Below are 15,119 nucleotides of genomic sequence, written 5' to 3' on the forward strand. Positions count from 1 at the left end.
CCGCCAAGTAGGCAGGGAATGGCCTCATAATTCAGACATCATCGAGGAGTTTTCATGGCATCCGTCAACAAAGTCATCATCGTCGGCAATTTGGGCCGCGACCCAGAAACCCGTTACTTGCCTTCGGGCGATGCGGTCAGCAACATCAATGTGGCCACCACCGACCGTTACAAGGACAAGGCTACTGGCGAGATGAAAGAAGCCACCGAGTGGCACCGCATCAGCTTTTTCGGAAAGTTGGCCGAAATCGCAGGGCAGTACCTGAAAAAAGGCTCGCAGGTCTATGTGGAAGGCAGCCTGCGCACCCGCAAGTACACCGACAAGGATGGCGTCGAGAAATTCGCCACCGAGATCCGCGGTGAGACCATGCAAATGCTCGGTGGTCGCCAAGGCATGGGGGGGCCATCCGATGATGGTGGAGGCGGTGGTTACGCGCCTCGTCAGGCGGCACCAGCCGCACGGCCTGCCGCTGCGCCCGCACAGCGCCCAGCAGCGGCCACACCCAAGCCAGCGGCCAGCAGTTTTGACGACATGGACGACGACATCCCGTTCTGACGCTCGGCTTGTCTTTCGCTTCCCAAACCCGTGGCCTGGACCACGGGTTTTTTTTATAGGAAAAAAATCACCACATGACGCAACGAGCGCCTCTTGCATCCGTGCAGTATTTGGGTTTTGCCTGGTTTGCCATGGTCATGGGCCTGTGCGGCCTGTCGCTGGCATGGTTCCGCGCTGTACCCCACTGGGGCTCTGTGGCTTTGCAGGTGTCGCTGGGGCTTGGCGTGTTGGCGGCTGTGGTTTTTGTGGTCCTGACAGGGGCCAAGCTGTGGCGCTGGTATCGGTTTCCCGCAGCGGTATTGGAGGATGCCAGCCATCCCCTGCGCCATGTGTTTGTGGCCACCTTGCCTTCATCGGTGGTTTTGCTGCCGACCATCTGGGTGGCGCACAGGGGATATAGCCTGTGGGCCGAGCTGGTGTGGATGTTGGGCGCTGTTGGCTTGCTGCTGGGCACCGTGGGTGTCATTTGGCGTTGGTTGCAGCCAGCGATGACGGCAGAGGATTTCTGGCGCGGTATGACACCTGCGCTGTTCATTCCGGTGGTGGGCAATGTGTTGCCCGCCTTGGCTGGGGTCACGCTAGGCCACCCGGTTTGGGCTGCTGCGCAGTACGGGGTTGCCATCTTTTTGTGGCCTATTGCACTTGTGCTTGTGCTGGCGCGCATTGGCATGGTGGGTCTGTGGCCTGCACGCATGATGCCCACCATGTTCGTGACCATGGCACCTCCTTCCATTTTGGCTTTGTCGGGACACCAGTTGGGCGCACCTGACACGGTTTTGCACATGCTTTGGGGTGTTTCATTGTTTTTCACGCTGGTGTCGTTGACGGTGCTCAAGCGCTGTTTGCAGCAGCCTTTTGGCATGCCTTTTTGGGGCATGTCGTTCCCCTTGGCCGCTTCGGCCGCCCTGTCTTTGCATCTTGCGCCCACGCAGGGCTGGGTCCATGTTTTGGCCATGGCTTGGCTGCTCTGTGTGTCTGGGGTCATCGGTGCCTTGCTGCTGGCCACGGTTCGCGGGCTTTGGCGAGGTGTTTTGCTGGTGGCCGAGGCCCCTGCACCCTCGCCCTCACGGACCTGAAAGCCCTGAAGGACCCCTTCAGGAATGGGGCGTTGTGCTGGCGCAGCCTGCCATTTCTTTGGCAGGGGGTGTTCTGTTTTCAATAACCTCGTCAAAATGCAGGCATGAACGAAATCACATCCCGCTTTTTGCCGCAAGAAGACGCCCTGCGGCGTGAATTGCACAACGAAGTCCACGCCCGCCCGTCGGCCCGGGTGCGTTTACCTGCCTTGATTGTTTATGTCGCGGTGCTCAATGCAGGGGTGAGCCGCGAGCAGGAGTGGGCGCATTTGCGCCTTTTGCCAGGCCACGCCGATTTGAGTCTCGAGAGTTTGCAGGGCAATTTTCTGCGCTTGCGCTGTGACCATTTCACGGTGAAATGGGAGCGTCACACCGAGTTCACCCGTTACTCCATCGTGCAGTCTTTGCCCGCAAACGCCGACTGGGGCGCCGATGGTCCCGCTTTGGCCCCGCATGTGGCCACCGGCACCGAGTGGTTGCGCGGTTTGCCTGGTCAAACCATTGGGGCCATCCATTTGGGCATGCTGCAGGCCGACTTGGCCGACCCTGATTTGATGGCCAAGGCCCAAGCATGGCTGGGCGAGGGGACGGTGCTGGCTTCGCGCATGGGCAACACCACCGAGGGGCTGCCGCATTCCTGCATCCTGACGCATTTCCGTATCGGTGCGGATGGTTTTGAACGCATGCTGGTGCTGGCCCCCGACGGCACCACCGAGGCGCGAGCCGGGCGCATTTCGCAGCGTTTACTGGAACTGGAAACTTACCGCCTGATGGCGCTGCGGGGTTTGCCGGTGGCCAAAAACCTGTCGGCCATGCTGTCGGCCGCAGAGACGCAGCTGGCCGACATCACCGGATTGCTCGAAAGCAAGGGTGAAACCGACCAAGCCTTGCTTGACTTGCTGGTGTCCCTGGCCGCCCGCATCGAGCGGGCCACGGCCGAGCACGGCTTCAGGTTTTCCGCCACGCGGGCCTACGACACGCTCGTCAGCCAGCGTTTGGCCGAGTTGCGCGAGCGGCCGATTTCGGGCACGCAAACCTTGGGCGAGTTCATGCAGCGCCGTTTGTCGCCAGCCATGGCCACAGTTCAGGCCACCGAAAAGCGCCTGGCCTCTTTGGCCGAGCGGGTCTCGCGTTCCAGCGCCTTGCTGCGCACGCGCGTTGACATTGCCACCGAGGCACAAAACCAGGTGCTGCTCGAAAAACTCACCAAAGGGCAAGCCTTACAGCTGCGTTTGCAGAGCACGGTGGAAGGCCTGTCGATCGCGGCGATCTCCTATTACGTGGTCAGTCTTTTGTTGTACGGTGCCAAAGCCCTCCATGCAGCGGGTATGCCGATTCAACCTGAGGTGGCTGTCGGTGTATTGGTGCCGTTGGTGCTGTGGGGCGTTTGGCGAACGACCCGGAAAATTCATGAAAAGCTGAAAACCGCTGGTCATTGAGGGTTCAAGGCCCCGCGTCTGTCAGCGTGGGGGCCAAGGAGATCACGCCGCCGCCCAGGCACACTTCACCGTCATAGACCACAGCACTTTGTCCGGGTGTGACCGCCCATTGCTTGTCGCTGAAGGCCAGCTCGAAACCGGCTTGACCGTCTGTCGGCATCAAGTGTCGCAAATCGCAAGCCGCGTCCGCTTGTCTATAACGGGTCTTGGCCGCATAGGGGCCTGCTTGCGGTGCAAGGCCTGCGCACCAACTCACATCGGTCGCTTCAAGTCGAGGCGATTGGAGCCAGGGGTGTTCGAGTCCTTGCACCACCCACAAGGTGTTTTTGTCGATGTCTTTGCGCGCCACAAACCAGGGGGTGTGTTCACCGCCGCCCCGCTGTGCACCTTTGGCCTTGATGCCGCCAATGCCCAAGCCCTGGCGTTGGCCCAGGGTGTAAAAACTCAGTCCCACATGCTGGCCAATGGTGCGGCCCGTCGGGTCCTTGATGGGGCCGGGTTCTTTGGAGATGTAGCGGTTCAAAAATTCACGGAAAGGCCGCTCGCCAATGAAGCAGATGCCCGTGGAGTCTTTCTTTTTGGCGTTGGGCAGGCCGATCTCTTCGGCGATACGGCGTACCTCGGTTTTGTGCAGTTCGCCGACAGGGAACAGGGTTTTGGACAGTTGCGCCTGGTTCAGGCGGTGCAGAAAATAACTTTGGTCCTTGCTGTTATCCAAGCCCTTGAGCAACTCGTGCCGACCTGTTGCACTGTTCAGCCGGACCCTTGCATAGTGGCCGGTGGCGATTTTTTCTGCGCCCAGCCGCATGGCATGGTCCAGAAAGGACTTGAATTTGATTTCTGCATTGCACAGGATGTCCGGGTTGGGGGTGCGTCCGGCTTGGTATTCACGCAGAAACTCCGAAAAAACACGCTCTTTGTAATCGGACGCAAAATTGACGTGCTCGATCTCGATGCCCAATACATCTGCAACAGCTGCTGCATCGACGAAGTCGACGTTCGAAGAGCAGTACTCGCTGTCATCGTCGTCTTCCCAATTTTTCATGAAGATGCCAATGACGTCATGGCCCTGTTGCTTGAGCAAATGGGCGGTGACAGCAGAATCGACGCCGCCGGACAAGCCGACGACCACACGGTGAAATTGGGACATGCTGCAATTATCCCGCGACCACATGGCCTGCCCGATCAGGTCGAAAATTTATAATGCCCCATGGGCCTTAATTCATGACCAAACACTGCATCTGGTGCCAACAAGGTAGAACATTCTTGCGTGATGTGGCGCAAGGGATGTTCATCATCACCCACAGTGGTTTGGCCATGGTGGGCTTGACGGCCGTGAGCTTGGTTCTGGCTTTGTGGCTGAACCCGCAATGGTTGCACTCCTCCGAAGGGGTGGTGTTCAACTGGTTGCGTGAGCGTCAGGTGTTGCTGTCTTGGTTGCCTGAAAACACCGCTGAGCGCGCCACGGCCGTGAGTTTGCAGGACTTGCCGCCCTCCCAAGCCGCTGTGGCCCAATGGTTGGGGCGCAAATACAAAGTTGCGCCGGAGCCTTTGGCCGCATTGGTGGCCGAGGCGCATGTGCTGTCCAAAAGAACCAAATTGGCCCCGAACTTCATTTTGGCGGTGATGGCCATCGAGTCCAACTTTCACCCTTTTGTCCAGAGTTCGGCCGGGGCGCAGGGCTTGATGCAGGTGGTGACGGACATTCACGTCAAGCGTTATGAAGCCTATGGTGGGCGTTTGGCCGCTTTTGACCCCATTGCCAATATGCGCGTCGGCGCGGCGGTCTTGTCGGATGCGGTCAAGATGCGCAACGGCTCTCTGGAAGACGGCCTCAAGTTCTACCTTGGCGGCTACGCCTTGTCAGAGGATGGGGGGTATGTGGCCAAAGTCTTTGCCGAAGAAGCCCTGCTGGACCAAGTGGCTGCGGGACAAAAGCCGTCTTTGCCTGACCGTGTCGAGCCGCTGGCCGCTTCTGGTGGCCAAACCAACTAAAAGCGACATCAGGCGCGCGTAAAAAACACCAAGCTCATCACCAAGCCTGTGCCAATGACCAGCCAGCGTACCCAGCGCACGGGCAAGCGCTTGGCCAGGCGAGCGCCGGCCCAACCGCCCAATGTGGCCAGCGTCATCATCCACACCGCCTGCGGCCAGACGATGGCGCCTGCCACAGCAAAGGCGGCCGCCGACAGCAGGGACAGCACAAAGGAGTTGAGGTTTTTCAGCGCGTTGACCGTGTTCAATCGGCTCTCACCCGTCAGGGTGTAGAGGGCCATCAGCAAAATGCCCAGGCCACCGTTGAAATAGCCGCCGTAAATGGCCACGCCCATCAGGCCCGGCAACCGCCAAGCGGGGTGACCCTGGCCTGCGTTGCGCCGGGCCAGCCAGGGGCCAGCGGCAAACAGCGCTGTGGCCAGCAGCAGCAACCAGGGCACCAGCCCTGAGAACACCCGCGCCGGGGTGACCAACAACAAACCCGCGCCGATCAAGCCGCCCACCGCAGCGATGGTCACTTCGCGTTGCAGCAAGGCGCGTGGCAGGGTTTGCAGCTCCGAGCGAAAACCCAGCACGCTGCCCAAGTAACCCGGGCTGACGGCCATGGCGCTGGTGGCATTGGCTGCCAAGGGTGGCACACCGGCAAACACCAGGGCGGGAAAGGTGAGAAAACTACCGCCACCGGCGATCGCATTGAGCACGCCCGCAGCGAAGGCGGCTGCGCCTGTGAGCAGCCACAGGGCTTCGCTGGGCAGATCGGGGCTCATGACGACAGTGGTGGCAAATCGGCCACAGCCGCGTCGGTGTGGATCACCTCCAGCGGGAAGCGTTGTCCGGCCAGGTGGTCTTCGATGCAGCGCAAGACCAAGGGGCTGCGGTGGCGCTCGGCGCTGGCGCGCACTTCCTCAGGCGTCATCCACAGTGTTCGCACGATCCCCTCGTCCAGACTCAAATGGGGCTGCAGCTCGCCAATGTCGCCGCAAAAAGCCATGCGCACATAGGTGATGTCTTCGCCCGTCGCTGGGCGTTGAAAGCGTGAGAGGTAAATGCCCACCAAAGCGGTGGGCGTGAACGGTTGGGCCGTTTCTTCCAGTGCTTCGCGGGCACAGGCTTGCTCAGGCGATTCGCCCGGGTCCAAGTGGCCCGCCGGATTGTTCAGGCGCAAACCCTCTTGGGTGTGCTCTTCGATCAACAGGTAACGGCCATCACGCTCAATGATGGCGGCTACGGTGACATTGGGTTTCCAGCGTGTATCCATGACCCAGATTATCGGTCTGCCAATGGGCCATCGTGCTGGGCTGCAACATTGGGGCACCAAAAGGGTGCCGGGTGGGGTAAAGATACCTCCAAATATCAGCTGTTACTGATATTATTGAGTTCTGAAGGCCCTTGCAGCTTGGATAAGGACTTGCTCCGGGCTTGTATTCATTGACTTCGGTTAAGCTTTGCTATTAGCCATACTTTTTTTGTGGATTGAGTGAGGAGACATTCATGCAAACAGGCGATCACGCCCCCAAGCCTCAACGCATTGGCGTACCCCGTGAGATTTTTCCCGGAGAAAAACGGGTGGCCTCAGTCCCCGATGCCGTGACCAAGCTGGTCAAACTCGGCTTTGAGGTGGTGGTTGAACAAGGCGCGGGTGAGCTGGCAGACCTGTCGGACGCGGCTTACGTCGAAGCCGGCGCGACCATTGCCCCCAACGCCGCGGCGCTGTGGAGCGGCAGCGACATCGTCTTCAAGGTGCGTGCCCCCACTGCGGACGAAGTCGCCCTGATGCACGAAGGCCAGACCCTGATCGGCTTCTTGTGGCCCGCCCAGAACCCCGATTTGATGCAGCAACTGGCGGCCAAAAAGGTCACCGCGCTGTCGATCGACGCACTGCCCCGTACCCTCAGCCGCGCCCAGAAGATGGACGCACTGACCTCCATGGCGGGCGTGAGCGGTTACCGCGCGGTGGTGGAAGCCGCCAACGCTTTTGGCCGTTTCTTCAACGGTCAGATCACGGCCGCGGGCAAAGTGCCCCCCGCCAAAGTGTTCATCGCCGGTGCCGGTGTGGCCGGTTTGGCCGCCATTGGCGCGGCCGCCAGCTTGGGTGCCATCGTGCGCGCCAACGATACCCGTGCCGAAGTGGCCGACCAGGTCGTGTCGCTGGGTGGTGAATTCGTCAAAGTGGACTACGAAGAAGAAGGCTCGGGCGGCGGCGGTTACGCCAAGGTCATGAGCGAAGGCTTCCAAGCCGCACAGCGCGAGATGTACGCCAAGCAAGCCCAAGAGTGCGACATCATCATCACCACCGCGTTGATCCCCGGCAAACCTGCGCCCAAGCTGATCACCGCTGCGATGGTGCAAAGCATGAAGCCCGGCAGCGTGATCGTGGACATGGCCGCTGAGCAAGGCGGCAACTGCGAACTGACCGAGCCCGGCAAGGCCGTGGTCAAGCACGGCGTGACCATCGTCGGTTACACCGACTTGGCTTCGCGCATGGCACGTCAATCGTCCACGCTGTACGGCACCAACTTGTTCCGCCTGACCGAAGAGCTGTGCAAAACCAAAGATGGCGTGATCAACGTCAACATGGAAGACGACGCCATCCGGGGCCTGACGGTCATCAAGAACGGCGAGATCACTTGGCCTGCACCGCCTTTGGTGGTGGCCCCCAAGCCCGCCCCCAAACCCGCTGCCGCGCCTGCCGCCAAAAAAGGCCACGGCCATGGCGAGCCCTCTGGCCCCATGCCGGTGGGCCAGTTGCTCATCGTGTCGGCGGTTGCCGCCGTGTTGCTGGTGCTGGTCGGTGCCTATGCGCCGGCTGCGTTCCTGTCGCACTTCACGGTGTTTGTGTTGGCCTGCTTTGTGGGCTACATGGTGGTCTGGAACGTCAAGCCCGCGCTGCACACCCCACTCATGAGCGTGACCAACGCGATCAGCTCGATCATCGCCATTGGCGCGCTGGTGCAGATCTCGCCTTTGGCTGCAGCCGGACGTCCCAATACGCTGATCGGCATTCTGGCTGCTTTGGCCTTGGTGCTGACGGCCATCAACATGTTTGGCGGTTTTGCTGTCACCCAGCGCATGCTGGCGATGTTCCGAAAGTAAATGAATTTGGGGACAGATCTTTAGATCTGTCCCCAACTGATTAAAGAGACACTCATGAACTCAAGCTTGGCCACGGTCGCCTACATCGGCGCAACCATTCTCTTCATCCTCAGCCTGGGCGGTTTGTCCAACCAGGAAACCGCTCGGCGCGGCAACCTTTACGGCATGATCGGCATGAGCCTGGCCGTGCTGGCCACCATCTTTGGCCCGCAAGTCACGGCCGAGGGCATCCCCATGATCGTGGGCTCCGTGCTGGTGGGTGCGATCATTGGTCTGTACGCTGCGCGCAAAGTGCAGATGACCCAAATGCCCGAACTCGTGGCGCTCATGCACAGCATGGTCGGCATGGCCGCGGCGCTGGTGGGTTATGCCACTTATGTGGACCCCGAAGCTTCCAAAAATTTGGACGGCGCTGCGCACGCTATCCACGCGGGTGAAATTTACATCGGCATCTTCATCGGTGCGGTGACCTTCTCGGGTTCGGTGGCCGCGTTTGGCAAGTTGTCCGGCCGCATTGGCGGCAGCCCCTTGTTGCTGCCCGCCCGCCACTGGCTCAACCTGGTGGGCTTGATCGCAGTGGTGTACTTTGGCCGTGAGTTCATGAACGCCCACACGGTGCAAGACGGCATGGTGCCCTTGTTCATCATGACCGCCATTGCCTTGCTGTTCGGCATCCACATGGTCATGGCCATTGGCGGCGCTGACATGCCTGTGGTGGTGTCCATGCTCAACAGCTACTCTGGCTGGGCTGCAGCGGCCACCGGTTTCATGCTGAGCAACGACTTGCTGATCGTGATCGGTGCCTTGGTCGGCTCCAGTGGTGCGATCTTGTCTTACATCATGTGCAACGCCATGAACCGCAGCTTCATCAGCGTGATCGCCGGGGGCTTTGGCACCACGGCTGCCGCGCCCAAGCCCACGGGTGAAGCGGCCGAGCCGCAAGGTGAAGTCAGCCCCATCTTGGCTGCCGAAACCGCTGAGATGCTGCGCGAGGCGAAGAACGTGATCATCGTTCCCGGTTACGGCATGGCCGTGGCCCAGGCCCAGCACACGGTGTTTGAAATCACCAAGACACTGCGCGACAAAGGCGTGAACGTGCGTTTTGGCATCCACCCCGTGGCGGGCCGCATGCCTGGCCACATGAACGTGTTGTTGGCCGAGGCCAAAGTGCCTTACGACATCGTGTTCGAGATGGACGAGCTCAACGACGATTTCCCGGACACCGACGTGGCCATCGTGATCGGTGCCAACGACATCGTGAACCCGGCCGCGCAAGACGACCCGACCAGCCCGATCGCCGGCATGCCGGTGCTCGAAGTCTGGAAGGCCCGCACCAGCATCGTCATGAAGCGTTCCATGGCCAGCGGCTACGCCGGTGTGGACAACCCGCTGTTTTACAAAGAGAACAACCGCATGTTGTTTGGCGATGCCAAAAAGATGCTCGACGAGGTGCTTCTGGTTTTGAAGTCCTAAGTCTTCGGCATCGACATTTAAAAAAGGGGGTGAACGTGGTTCACCCCCTTTTTTTTGGCGTAAACCCCGAGGCTTTAAGCGTCAGTCAGGCGTCAGATTTGCGGTAGACTGAATCGCAGGAGAACCCCCACATGAACGCGAATCCCATTTGGCTCAAGAGTTACCCTGAAGGCGTCCCCGCCGACATCCAACCTGCCGCATACAGTTCTTTGGTGGGTTTGCTGGAAGACAGTTTTTCCAAGTATTCAGAACGGACTGCCTACAGCTTCATGGGCAAGGACTTGAGCTTCGCCCAGACCGATCAAGACAGTTTGGCCATGGCGGCTTACCTGCAATCACTGGGCTTGAGCAAGGGCGATCGCGTTGCCATCATGATGCCCAATGTGCCGCAGTACCCGGTGGCGGTGGCCGCTGTGTTGCGTGCGGGTTTGGTGGTGGTCAACGTCAACCCGCTGTACACGGCCCGCGAATTGGAGCACCAGCTCAAGGATTCAGGTGCCAAGGCGATCGTCATCATCGAAAACTTTGCCGCCACATTAGAGAAGTGCATCGCGCAAACCCCGGTCCAGCATGTGGTGCTGGCCGCCATGGGTGACCGACTGGGCCTGCTCAAAGGCAGCCTGGTCAATTACGTGGTGCGCAACGTCAAGAAAATGGTGCCTGCCTTCAACCTGCCCAAGGCGGTGCGCTTTAACGACGCTTTGGCCAAGGGGCGTCAACAAGCCTTTCGCAAACCCGAGTTGACGGCCGACGACATCGCCGTGTTGCAGTACACCGGGGGCACCACCGGCGTGTCCAAGGGGGCGGTATTGCTTCACCGCAACGTGATTGCCAACGTGTTGCAGTCAGAGGCCTGGAACGAGCCCGTCATGCAGCGCATTCCGGCGGGCGAGCAACCCACCAATGTGTGCGCGCTGCCGCTGTACCACATCTTCGCGTTCACGGTGAACATGATGCTGGGCCTGCGCATGGGCGGCAAGACCATCCTGATTCCCAATCCGCGTGACCTGCCAGCCGTGCTCAAGGAATTGTCCAAGCACACCTTCCACAGCTTCCCGGCAGTGAACACCTTGTTCAACGGGTTGGCCAACCACCCGGATTTCGGTACCGTCAATTGGTCCAACCTGAAAGTGTCTTTGGGTGGCGGCACAGCCGTGACGCCCAATGTGGCCAAGCTCTGGCTGGAGAAAACAGGCTGCCCGATCTGCGAAGGCTATGGCTTGTCCGAGACCAGCCCATCGGCCAGTTGCAATCCGACCACCAGCACCGAGTTCACCGGCACGATTGGTGTGCCCTTGCCCGGCACCTTCATGAAGCTGCTCGACGACGACGGCAACGAAGTCACCACCCCCGGCACGCCTGGTGAGATCGCCATCAAAGGCCCGCAGGTGATGGCCGGTTACTGGCAGCGCCCGGATGAAACGGCCAAGGTCATGACCGCAGACGGTTACTTCAAGTCGGGCGATGTGGGCATCGTGGATGCACGAGGTTATTTCAAGATCGTGGACCGAAAGAAAGACATGATCCTGGTCAGCGGTTTCAACGTTTACCCCAACGAGGTCGAAGAAGTGGCGTCGGCTTGTCCGGGTGTGCTGGAATGTGCCGCCATTGGTGTGCCCGACGAAAAAACCGGCGAAACCGTCAAGCTGGTGGTGGTGCGCAAAGACCCGGCGCTGACCGAAGAGCAGATCATGGCTTACTGCCGCGAGAACATGACCGCGTACAAGCAGCCTCGCGTGATCGAGTTTCGCGATGAATTGCCCAAGACGCCAGTGGGTAAAATTTTGCGACGCGAATTGCGCGCCAAGGCCTGATGGCGCAGCTGAGGGGCTGAAGCCCTGCGCGCAGGCCAACGGCCACCTGTTTCAAGGTGGCCGTTTTCTTTTTTGCATGACAGAACAAGGGGTGATCCATGGCCATGATCGGCATCATGAGTGCCATGCACGAAGAACTGGCCGCCGTGTTGGCGGCCATGCCCGATGAGCAGCGGGTGACAGTGGCGGGGCGCGATTTTTGGGTGGGCCATTGGCAAGGCCATTCGGTGGTGGCGGTCCTCTCGCGCATTGGCAAAGTGGCGGCGGCCACGACGGCCACAGTCCTGCTGGAGCGCTTTGGGGTCGATGCCCTGGTCTTCACGGGTGTGGCGGGCGGTCTGGGCTCCGAGGTGCGGGTGGGTGATGTGGTGGTGGCCGATGGCTTGGTGCAGCACGACATGGACGCCTCGCCGCTGTTTCCGCGCCATGAAGTGCCCCTGTATGGCCGTGCCCGTTTTGAAGCCGATGCCAACCTGGCTGTACAGCTTGAACAAGCCAGCGAGCAGGTGTTGGCCCATGCCGCGCTGCACCTGGGGGTCTCCTCGTTTTCAGTGCAATAAGTGACGGTACGCAAAGCTAGCACTGGCGCGGGGGTGGTCTGGGTAGACCGTTGATTTCATTGACTTTCCTGTTCGCTTTGTAAACGGGTATGGTGGCCTCCCACTTTTGAGGTTCACGATGCAGGGTTGGCACACAACGTTTTTGGGGATGCGTGGGCTCCCCCGCGATATCAGCGACTTCGAGATGAAGGCATTTTTCACCTTCGATGGTGCCGAGCGCGACGCAATCAATGCACGCCGAGGTGATTCCCACAAGCTTGGTCTGGCGCTCCATATTGGTTTCCTGCGCATGAGTGGGCGTTTGCTCGGTGCCTTTCGGGTAATTCCAGTAGCCTTGTGGCGCCACCTTGGCAACGAGCTTGGCATTGCAGCACCAGAAGTCGCCTCGCTGAGAGCCATGTATGAACGCGGGCGCACGCTATTCGATCACCAACAAGTAGCCTGCACGGTCCTTGGATTCCAGTGGATGAGCGAGCACCAGCGCCGCTCACTGGTACGTGAACTGCGCGACGAAGTGGCGCGCTGCGCCGACCGCGATCAGCTACTCGTGCGGGCGCGTCAATGGCTGTACAAGAACAAGCTGGTGATCGTGCACGAGCGGGCAATTCGGACACTGATTGCGGCGGCACTTGCCCAGCTTGAAGTTGAAACAGGCACCGCCATCGCCGCCAGCGTTGATCCAGCAACACTTGATCGCTGGCGAGCCTCAGTTTCAGAGCTGCGCCCAGATGGACAAACCCAGCAGAGTTGGCTATGGGCTGCACCGGCGAAACACTCAACCCGCCAAATCAGCGAGGTACTGGAGCGCATCGACCTGCTTTACACGCTGGACGTTCATAAGCACCTGGCAGACATCCCCGATCTCATCTTGCGCCGCTACGCGCGCCGACTTGTCTCCAGGCCGCCCTCAGCCGGAGCCAAGATCAAAGAGCCAGCGCGCACCGTGGAGGTCGCATGCTTTCTTCGGTATTGCCTGTTCACCACCACAGACCAGTTGATCCTTATGGTGCAGCGCCGGATCGCCGATCTGTGGCGTCAGGCTGCCGCCGATGTCCCCGCTACCGTCAATTGGGCCGCAATGTACAAAACGCTGCTCGGCGAACTTGTTGCCTTGAGCGCGCAAGGTGCGGTGCCAGATGCTGAGTTGCGTGCCCGTCTTGAAGCCTTGATCACCGAAACCCAGAAACGCAAACCACCGAGCAGGGCCTCCCTGGTCCGCGAGGGATTGATTGATGGAATTCGCCCCGTGCGGTCGTTGCTCGTCGCCATTGCAAAGCTGCCCTGGCAGGCCACCGGCGAGCATCCTGCCATCGAGTACCTTGCCAAGCTGCAAGCTTTATATCTCAAAGGATCCAGAAAGCTGCCAGTTGAAGTGGTGGCACCAAGTCTGGGAATGATCTGGCAGGTTTCGATCTCCAGCCCAGACCGGGAACGGGCGTTTCAGGCGTTGGAGGTGGCCACCCTGTTTGCCCTGCGCCGCGCGGTGCGCAATGGCTCGGTCTGGATTGAGCACAGCCTGAGCTTTCGGGGTCGTGCGCGCTTGTTCTTCACGGACGAGCGTTGGCAGGCAGAGTCCAAGAAACACTATGCCCGTCTATCGTTACCCAGCAAGGCTGCCACTTTCTTGAAGCCTTTGCTGGCCAGAGTAACTGCCGGTGTCGATGCGGTGGCCGCTGCAGCCCGCAGTGGCGTACTGCGCGTGGATGATGAACTCCATTTGTCGCCATTGCCCGCAGAGGACGAAGACCCAGAAGTGACCAAGCTGCGCGCGGCTTTGGATCACCGCATCGGTGAGGTTCAATTGCCGGAAGTGATTCTGGCCGTTGACGCCCAGGTGCGCTTTAGCTGGATCATGCTCGGACGTGAGCCGCGCTCTACCGACGAGCTGCTGATGGTCTATGCCGGCATCATGGCCCACGGCACCAGTCTGACTGCGGTCGAATGCGCGCGCATGATTCCGCAATTGTCTGCCACCAGCATTCGCCAGGCCATGCGCTGGGCGCGGGACGAACGGCGTCTGAGCCAGGCCTGCCAGGCTGTGCTGGAATTCATGCAGCGACACCCGATTGCCGCCACCTGGGGGCGGTCCGATTTGGCATCTTCTGACATGATGAGCATGGAGACCACCAAACGGGTGTGGCAAGCCCGGCTTGATCCTCGGCGCAACACACCTTCCATTGGAATCTACTCCCATGTAAAAGACCGGTGGGGCATCTTCCATGCGCAGCCCTTTGTGCTCAATGAGCGCCAGGCGGGCGTGGCCATTGAAGGTGTCATCCGCCAAGAAAAGCTGGAGACCAGCCAGCTTGCTGTGGATACCCATGGCTACACCGACTTTGCCATGTCACATGCCCGTTTGCTTGGTTTTGATCTTTGCCCGCGGTTGAAGGAACTCAAACAGCGCCACCTCTTTGTGCCACGCGGCACCAAAGTGCCCGCAGAAATCGCTGCGGTGTGCGAAGCCAATGTCGACGTCGCTTTGATCGAAAAGCATTGGGATAGTCTGGTGCACCTGGCAGCCTCGGTCATGAGCGGACATGCCAGTGCGGTGGCAGCTCTTGCGCGGTTCGGTTCTGCCGCCCAGGGCGATCCAATCTATGAGGCTGGCGTGCAATTGGGGCGGTTGCTGCGTACGGCGTTTTTGGCTGACTACTTTGTCAAGGACGCTTTCAGGAACGAGTTGCGCCGGGTGCTCAATCGGGGCGAGGCTGTTAACGCCCTCAAGCGCGCCATTTATACCGGCCGGATCAGCCCGGCGCAGGCCAAACGTGTCGATGAAATGCAGGCTGTGGCCGATGCGTTGAGCCTGATGGCCAACATCGTGATGGCGTGGAATACCTCACAGATGCAGGCGGTCCTGGATCGCTGGTCGAACCGCCGCCAGGTCATTCCACCGGAACTGATCGGGAAGATTGCGCCCACCAGGCTGGAGAGCATCAACTTGCGGGGTGTGTTTCGCTTCCCGGTTGACCGCTATGCTGACCAAATCCTGCCTTCGCGGCCAAATGCATCGATAACTGGCACCAATGGATGAAACCGACCACGGTTTGACGCCACGAATCGCAGATTTGAAAGTGAACAGGAAAGTCAATGAAATCAACGATCTACCAACAC

11 protein-coding genes and 1 pseudogene are annotated in these 15,119 nt (G+C 60.0%); 9 read left to right on the plus strand and 3 right to left on the minus strand.

Translation table 11 applies throughout. The annotated features are described in order from the left end of the window. Positions 1 to 54: 54 nt before the first annotated feature. The 3 genes from ssb to ACZ5SR_RS00345 all read left to right on the plus strand — a co-directional run bounded on the left by ssb (position 55) and on the right by ACZ5SR_RS00345 (position 3,070). Positions 55 to 555, plus strand: a complete 501-nt coding sequence (gene ssb, locus ACZ5SR_RS00335) for a single-stranded DNA-binding protein (RefSeq protein ID WP_464449631.1) — start codon at positions 55 to 57, stop codon at positions 553 to 555. Positions 556 to 629: 74 nt separating this feature from the next. After that, positions 630 to 1,631, plus strand: a complete 1,002-nt coding sequence (locus tag ACZ5SR_RS00340; RefSeq protein WP_464449632.1) for an SLAC1 family transporter — start codon at positions 630 to 632, stop codon at positions 1,629 to 1,631. 104 nt (positions 1,632 to 1,735) lie between these two features. Further along, positions 1,736 to 3,070 carry a DUF3422 family protein gene (locus ACZ5SR_RS00345; protein ID WP_464449633.1) on the plus strand — a complete coding sequence of 445 codons (1,335 nt, stop codon included), beginning with the start codon at positions 1,736 to 1,738 and terminating at the stop codon, positions 3,068 to 3,070. Positions 3,071 to 3,074: 4 nt separating this feature from the next. Here ACZ5SR_RS00345 and mnmA read toward each other — a convergent pair whose 3' ends face one another. Then, positions 3,075 to 4,244, minus strand: coding sequence for a tRNA 2-thiouridine(34) synthase MnmA (mnmA, locus tag ACZ5SR_RS00350; RefSeq protein ID WP_464449634.1), 1,170 nt, complete (start codon positions 4,242 to 4,244; stop codon positions 3,075 to 3,077). Positions 4,245 to 4,294: 50 nt separating this feature from the next. Here mnmA and ACZ5SR_RS00355 point away from each other — a divergent pair, with 50 nt between their 5' ends. After that, the gene (locus ACZ5SR_RS00355; RefSeq protein WP_464449635.1) at positions 4,295 to 5,065 is read left to right on the plus strand and encodes a transglycosylase SLT domain-containing protein; all 771 of its coding nucleotides are present in this window, start codon (positions 4,295 to 4,297) and stop codon (positions 5,063 to 5,065) included. An 8-nt stretch (positions 5,066 to 5,073) separates the two neighbouring features. Here the strand turns inward: ACZ5SR_RS00355 and ACZ5SR_RS00360 are convergent, their stop codons facing one another. Beyond that, entirely contained in the window at positions 5,074 to 5,832 is a 759-nt protein-coding gene (locus ACZ5SR_RS00360; RefSeq protein ID WP_464449636.1) for a sulfite exporter TauE/SafE family protein, read from the minus strand. Beyond that, complete coding sequence (locus tag ACZ5SR_RS00365) at positions 5,829 to 6,323, minus strand: NUDIX hydrolase (RefSeq protein WP_464449637.1); 495 nt, start codon at positions 6,321 to 6,323, stop codon at positions 5,829 to 5,831. Before ACZ5SR_RS00365 ends, ACZ5SR_RS00360 begins: the two co-directional genes overlap by 4 nt. A 233-nt stretch (positions 6,324 to 6,556) precedes the next feature. On the opposite strand from ACZ5SR_RS00365, the gene ACZ5SR_RS00370 reads away from it, so the two are divergent. The 5 genes and pseudogenes from ACZ5SR_RS00370 (at position 6,557) to ACZ5SR_RS00390 (ending at position 15,039) form a co-directional block, all read left to right on the plus strand. Further along, on the plus strand, positions 6,557 to 8,158 hold the full coding sequence (locus ACZ5SR_RS00370) for a Re/Si-specific NAD(P)(+) transhydrogenase subunit alpha (protein ID WP_464449638.1): 1,602 nt from the start codon (positions 6,557 to 6,559) through the stop codon (positions 8,156 to 8,158). A gap of 54 nt (positions 8,159 to 8,212) precedes the next feature. Then, a complete protein-coding gene (pntB, locus tag ACZ5SR_RS00375; protein WP_464449639.1) occupies positions 8,213 to 9,631 on the plus strand; it encodes a Re/Si-specific NAD(P)(+) transhydrogenase subunit beta in 1,419 nt (472 codons plus the stop codon). Positions 9,632 to 9,762: 131 nt separating this feature from the next. Then, entirely contained in the window at positions 9,763 to 11,445 is a 1,683-nt protein-coding gene (locus ACZ5SR_RS00380; protein ID WP_464449640.1) for a long-chain-fatty-acid--CoA ligase, read from the plus strand. Between the two features lie 98 nt (positions 11,446 to 11,543). Continuing rightward, positions 11,544 to 11,957: pseudogene (locus tag ACZ5SR_RS00385) on the plus strand (5'-methylthioadenosine/adenosylhomocysteine nucleosidase); the annotation flags it as partial. Positions 11,958 to 12,123: 166 nt separating this feature from the next. Next, positions 12,124 to 15,039, plus strand: a complete 2,916-nt coding sequence (locus ACZ5SR_RS00390) for a Tn3-like element IS1071 family transposase (protein ID WP_003049965.1) — start codon at positions 12,124 to 12,126, stop codon at positions 15,037 to 15,039. Positions 15,040 to 15,119 lie beyond the last annotated feature (80 nt).

The sequence above is a fragment of the Limnohabitans sp. TEGF002 genome (assembly GCF_055395845.1).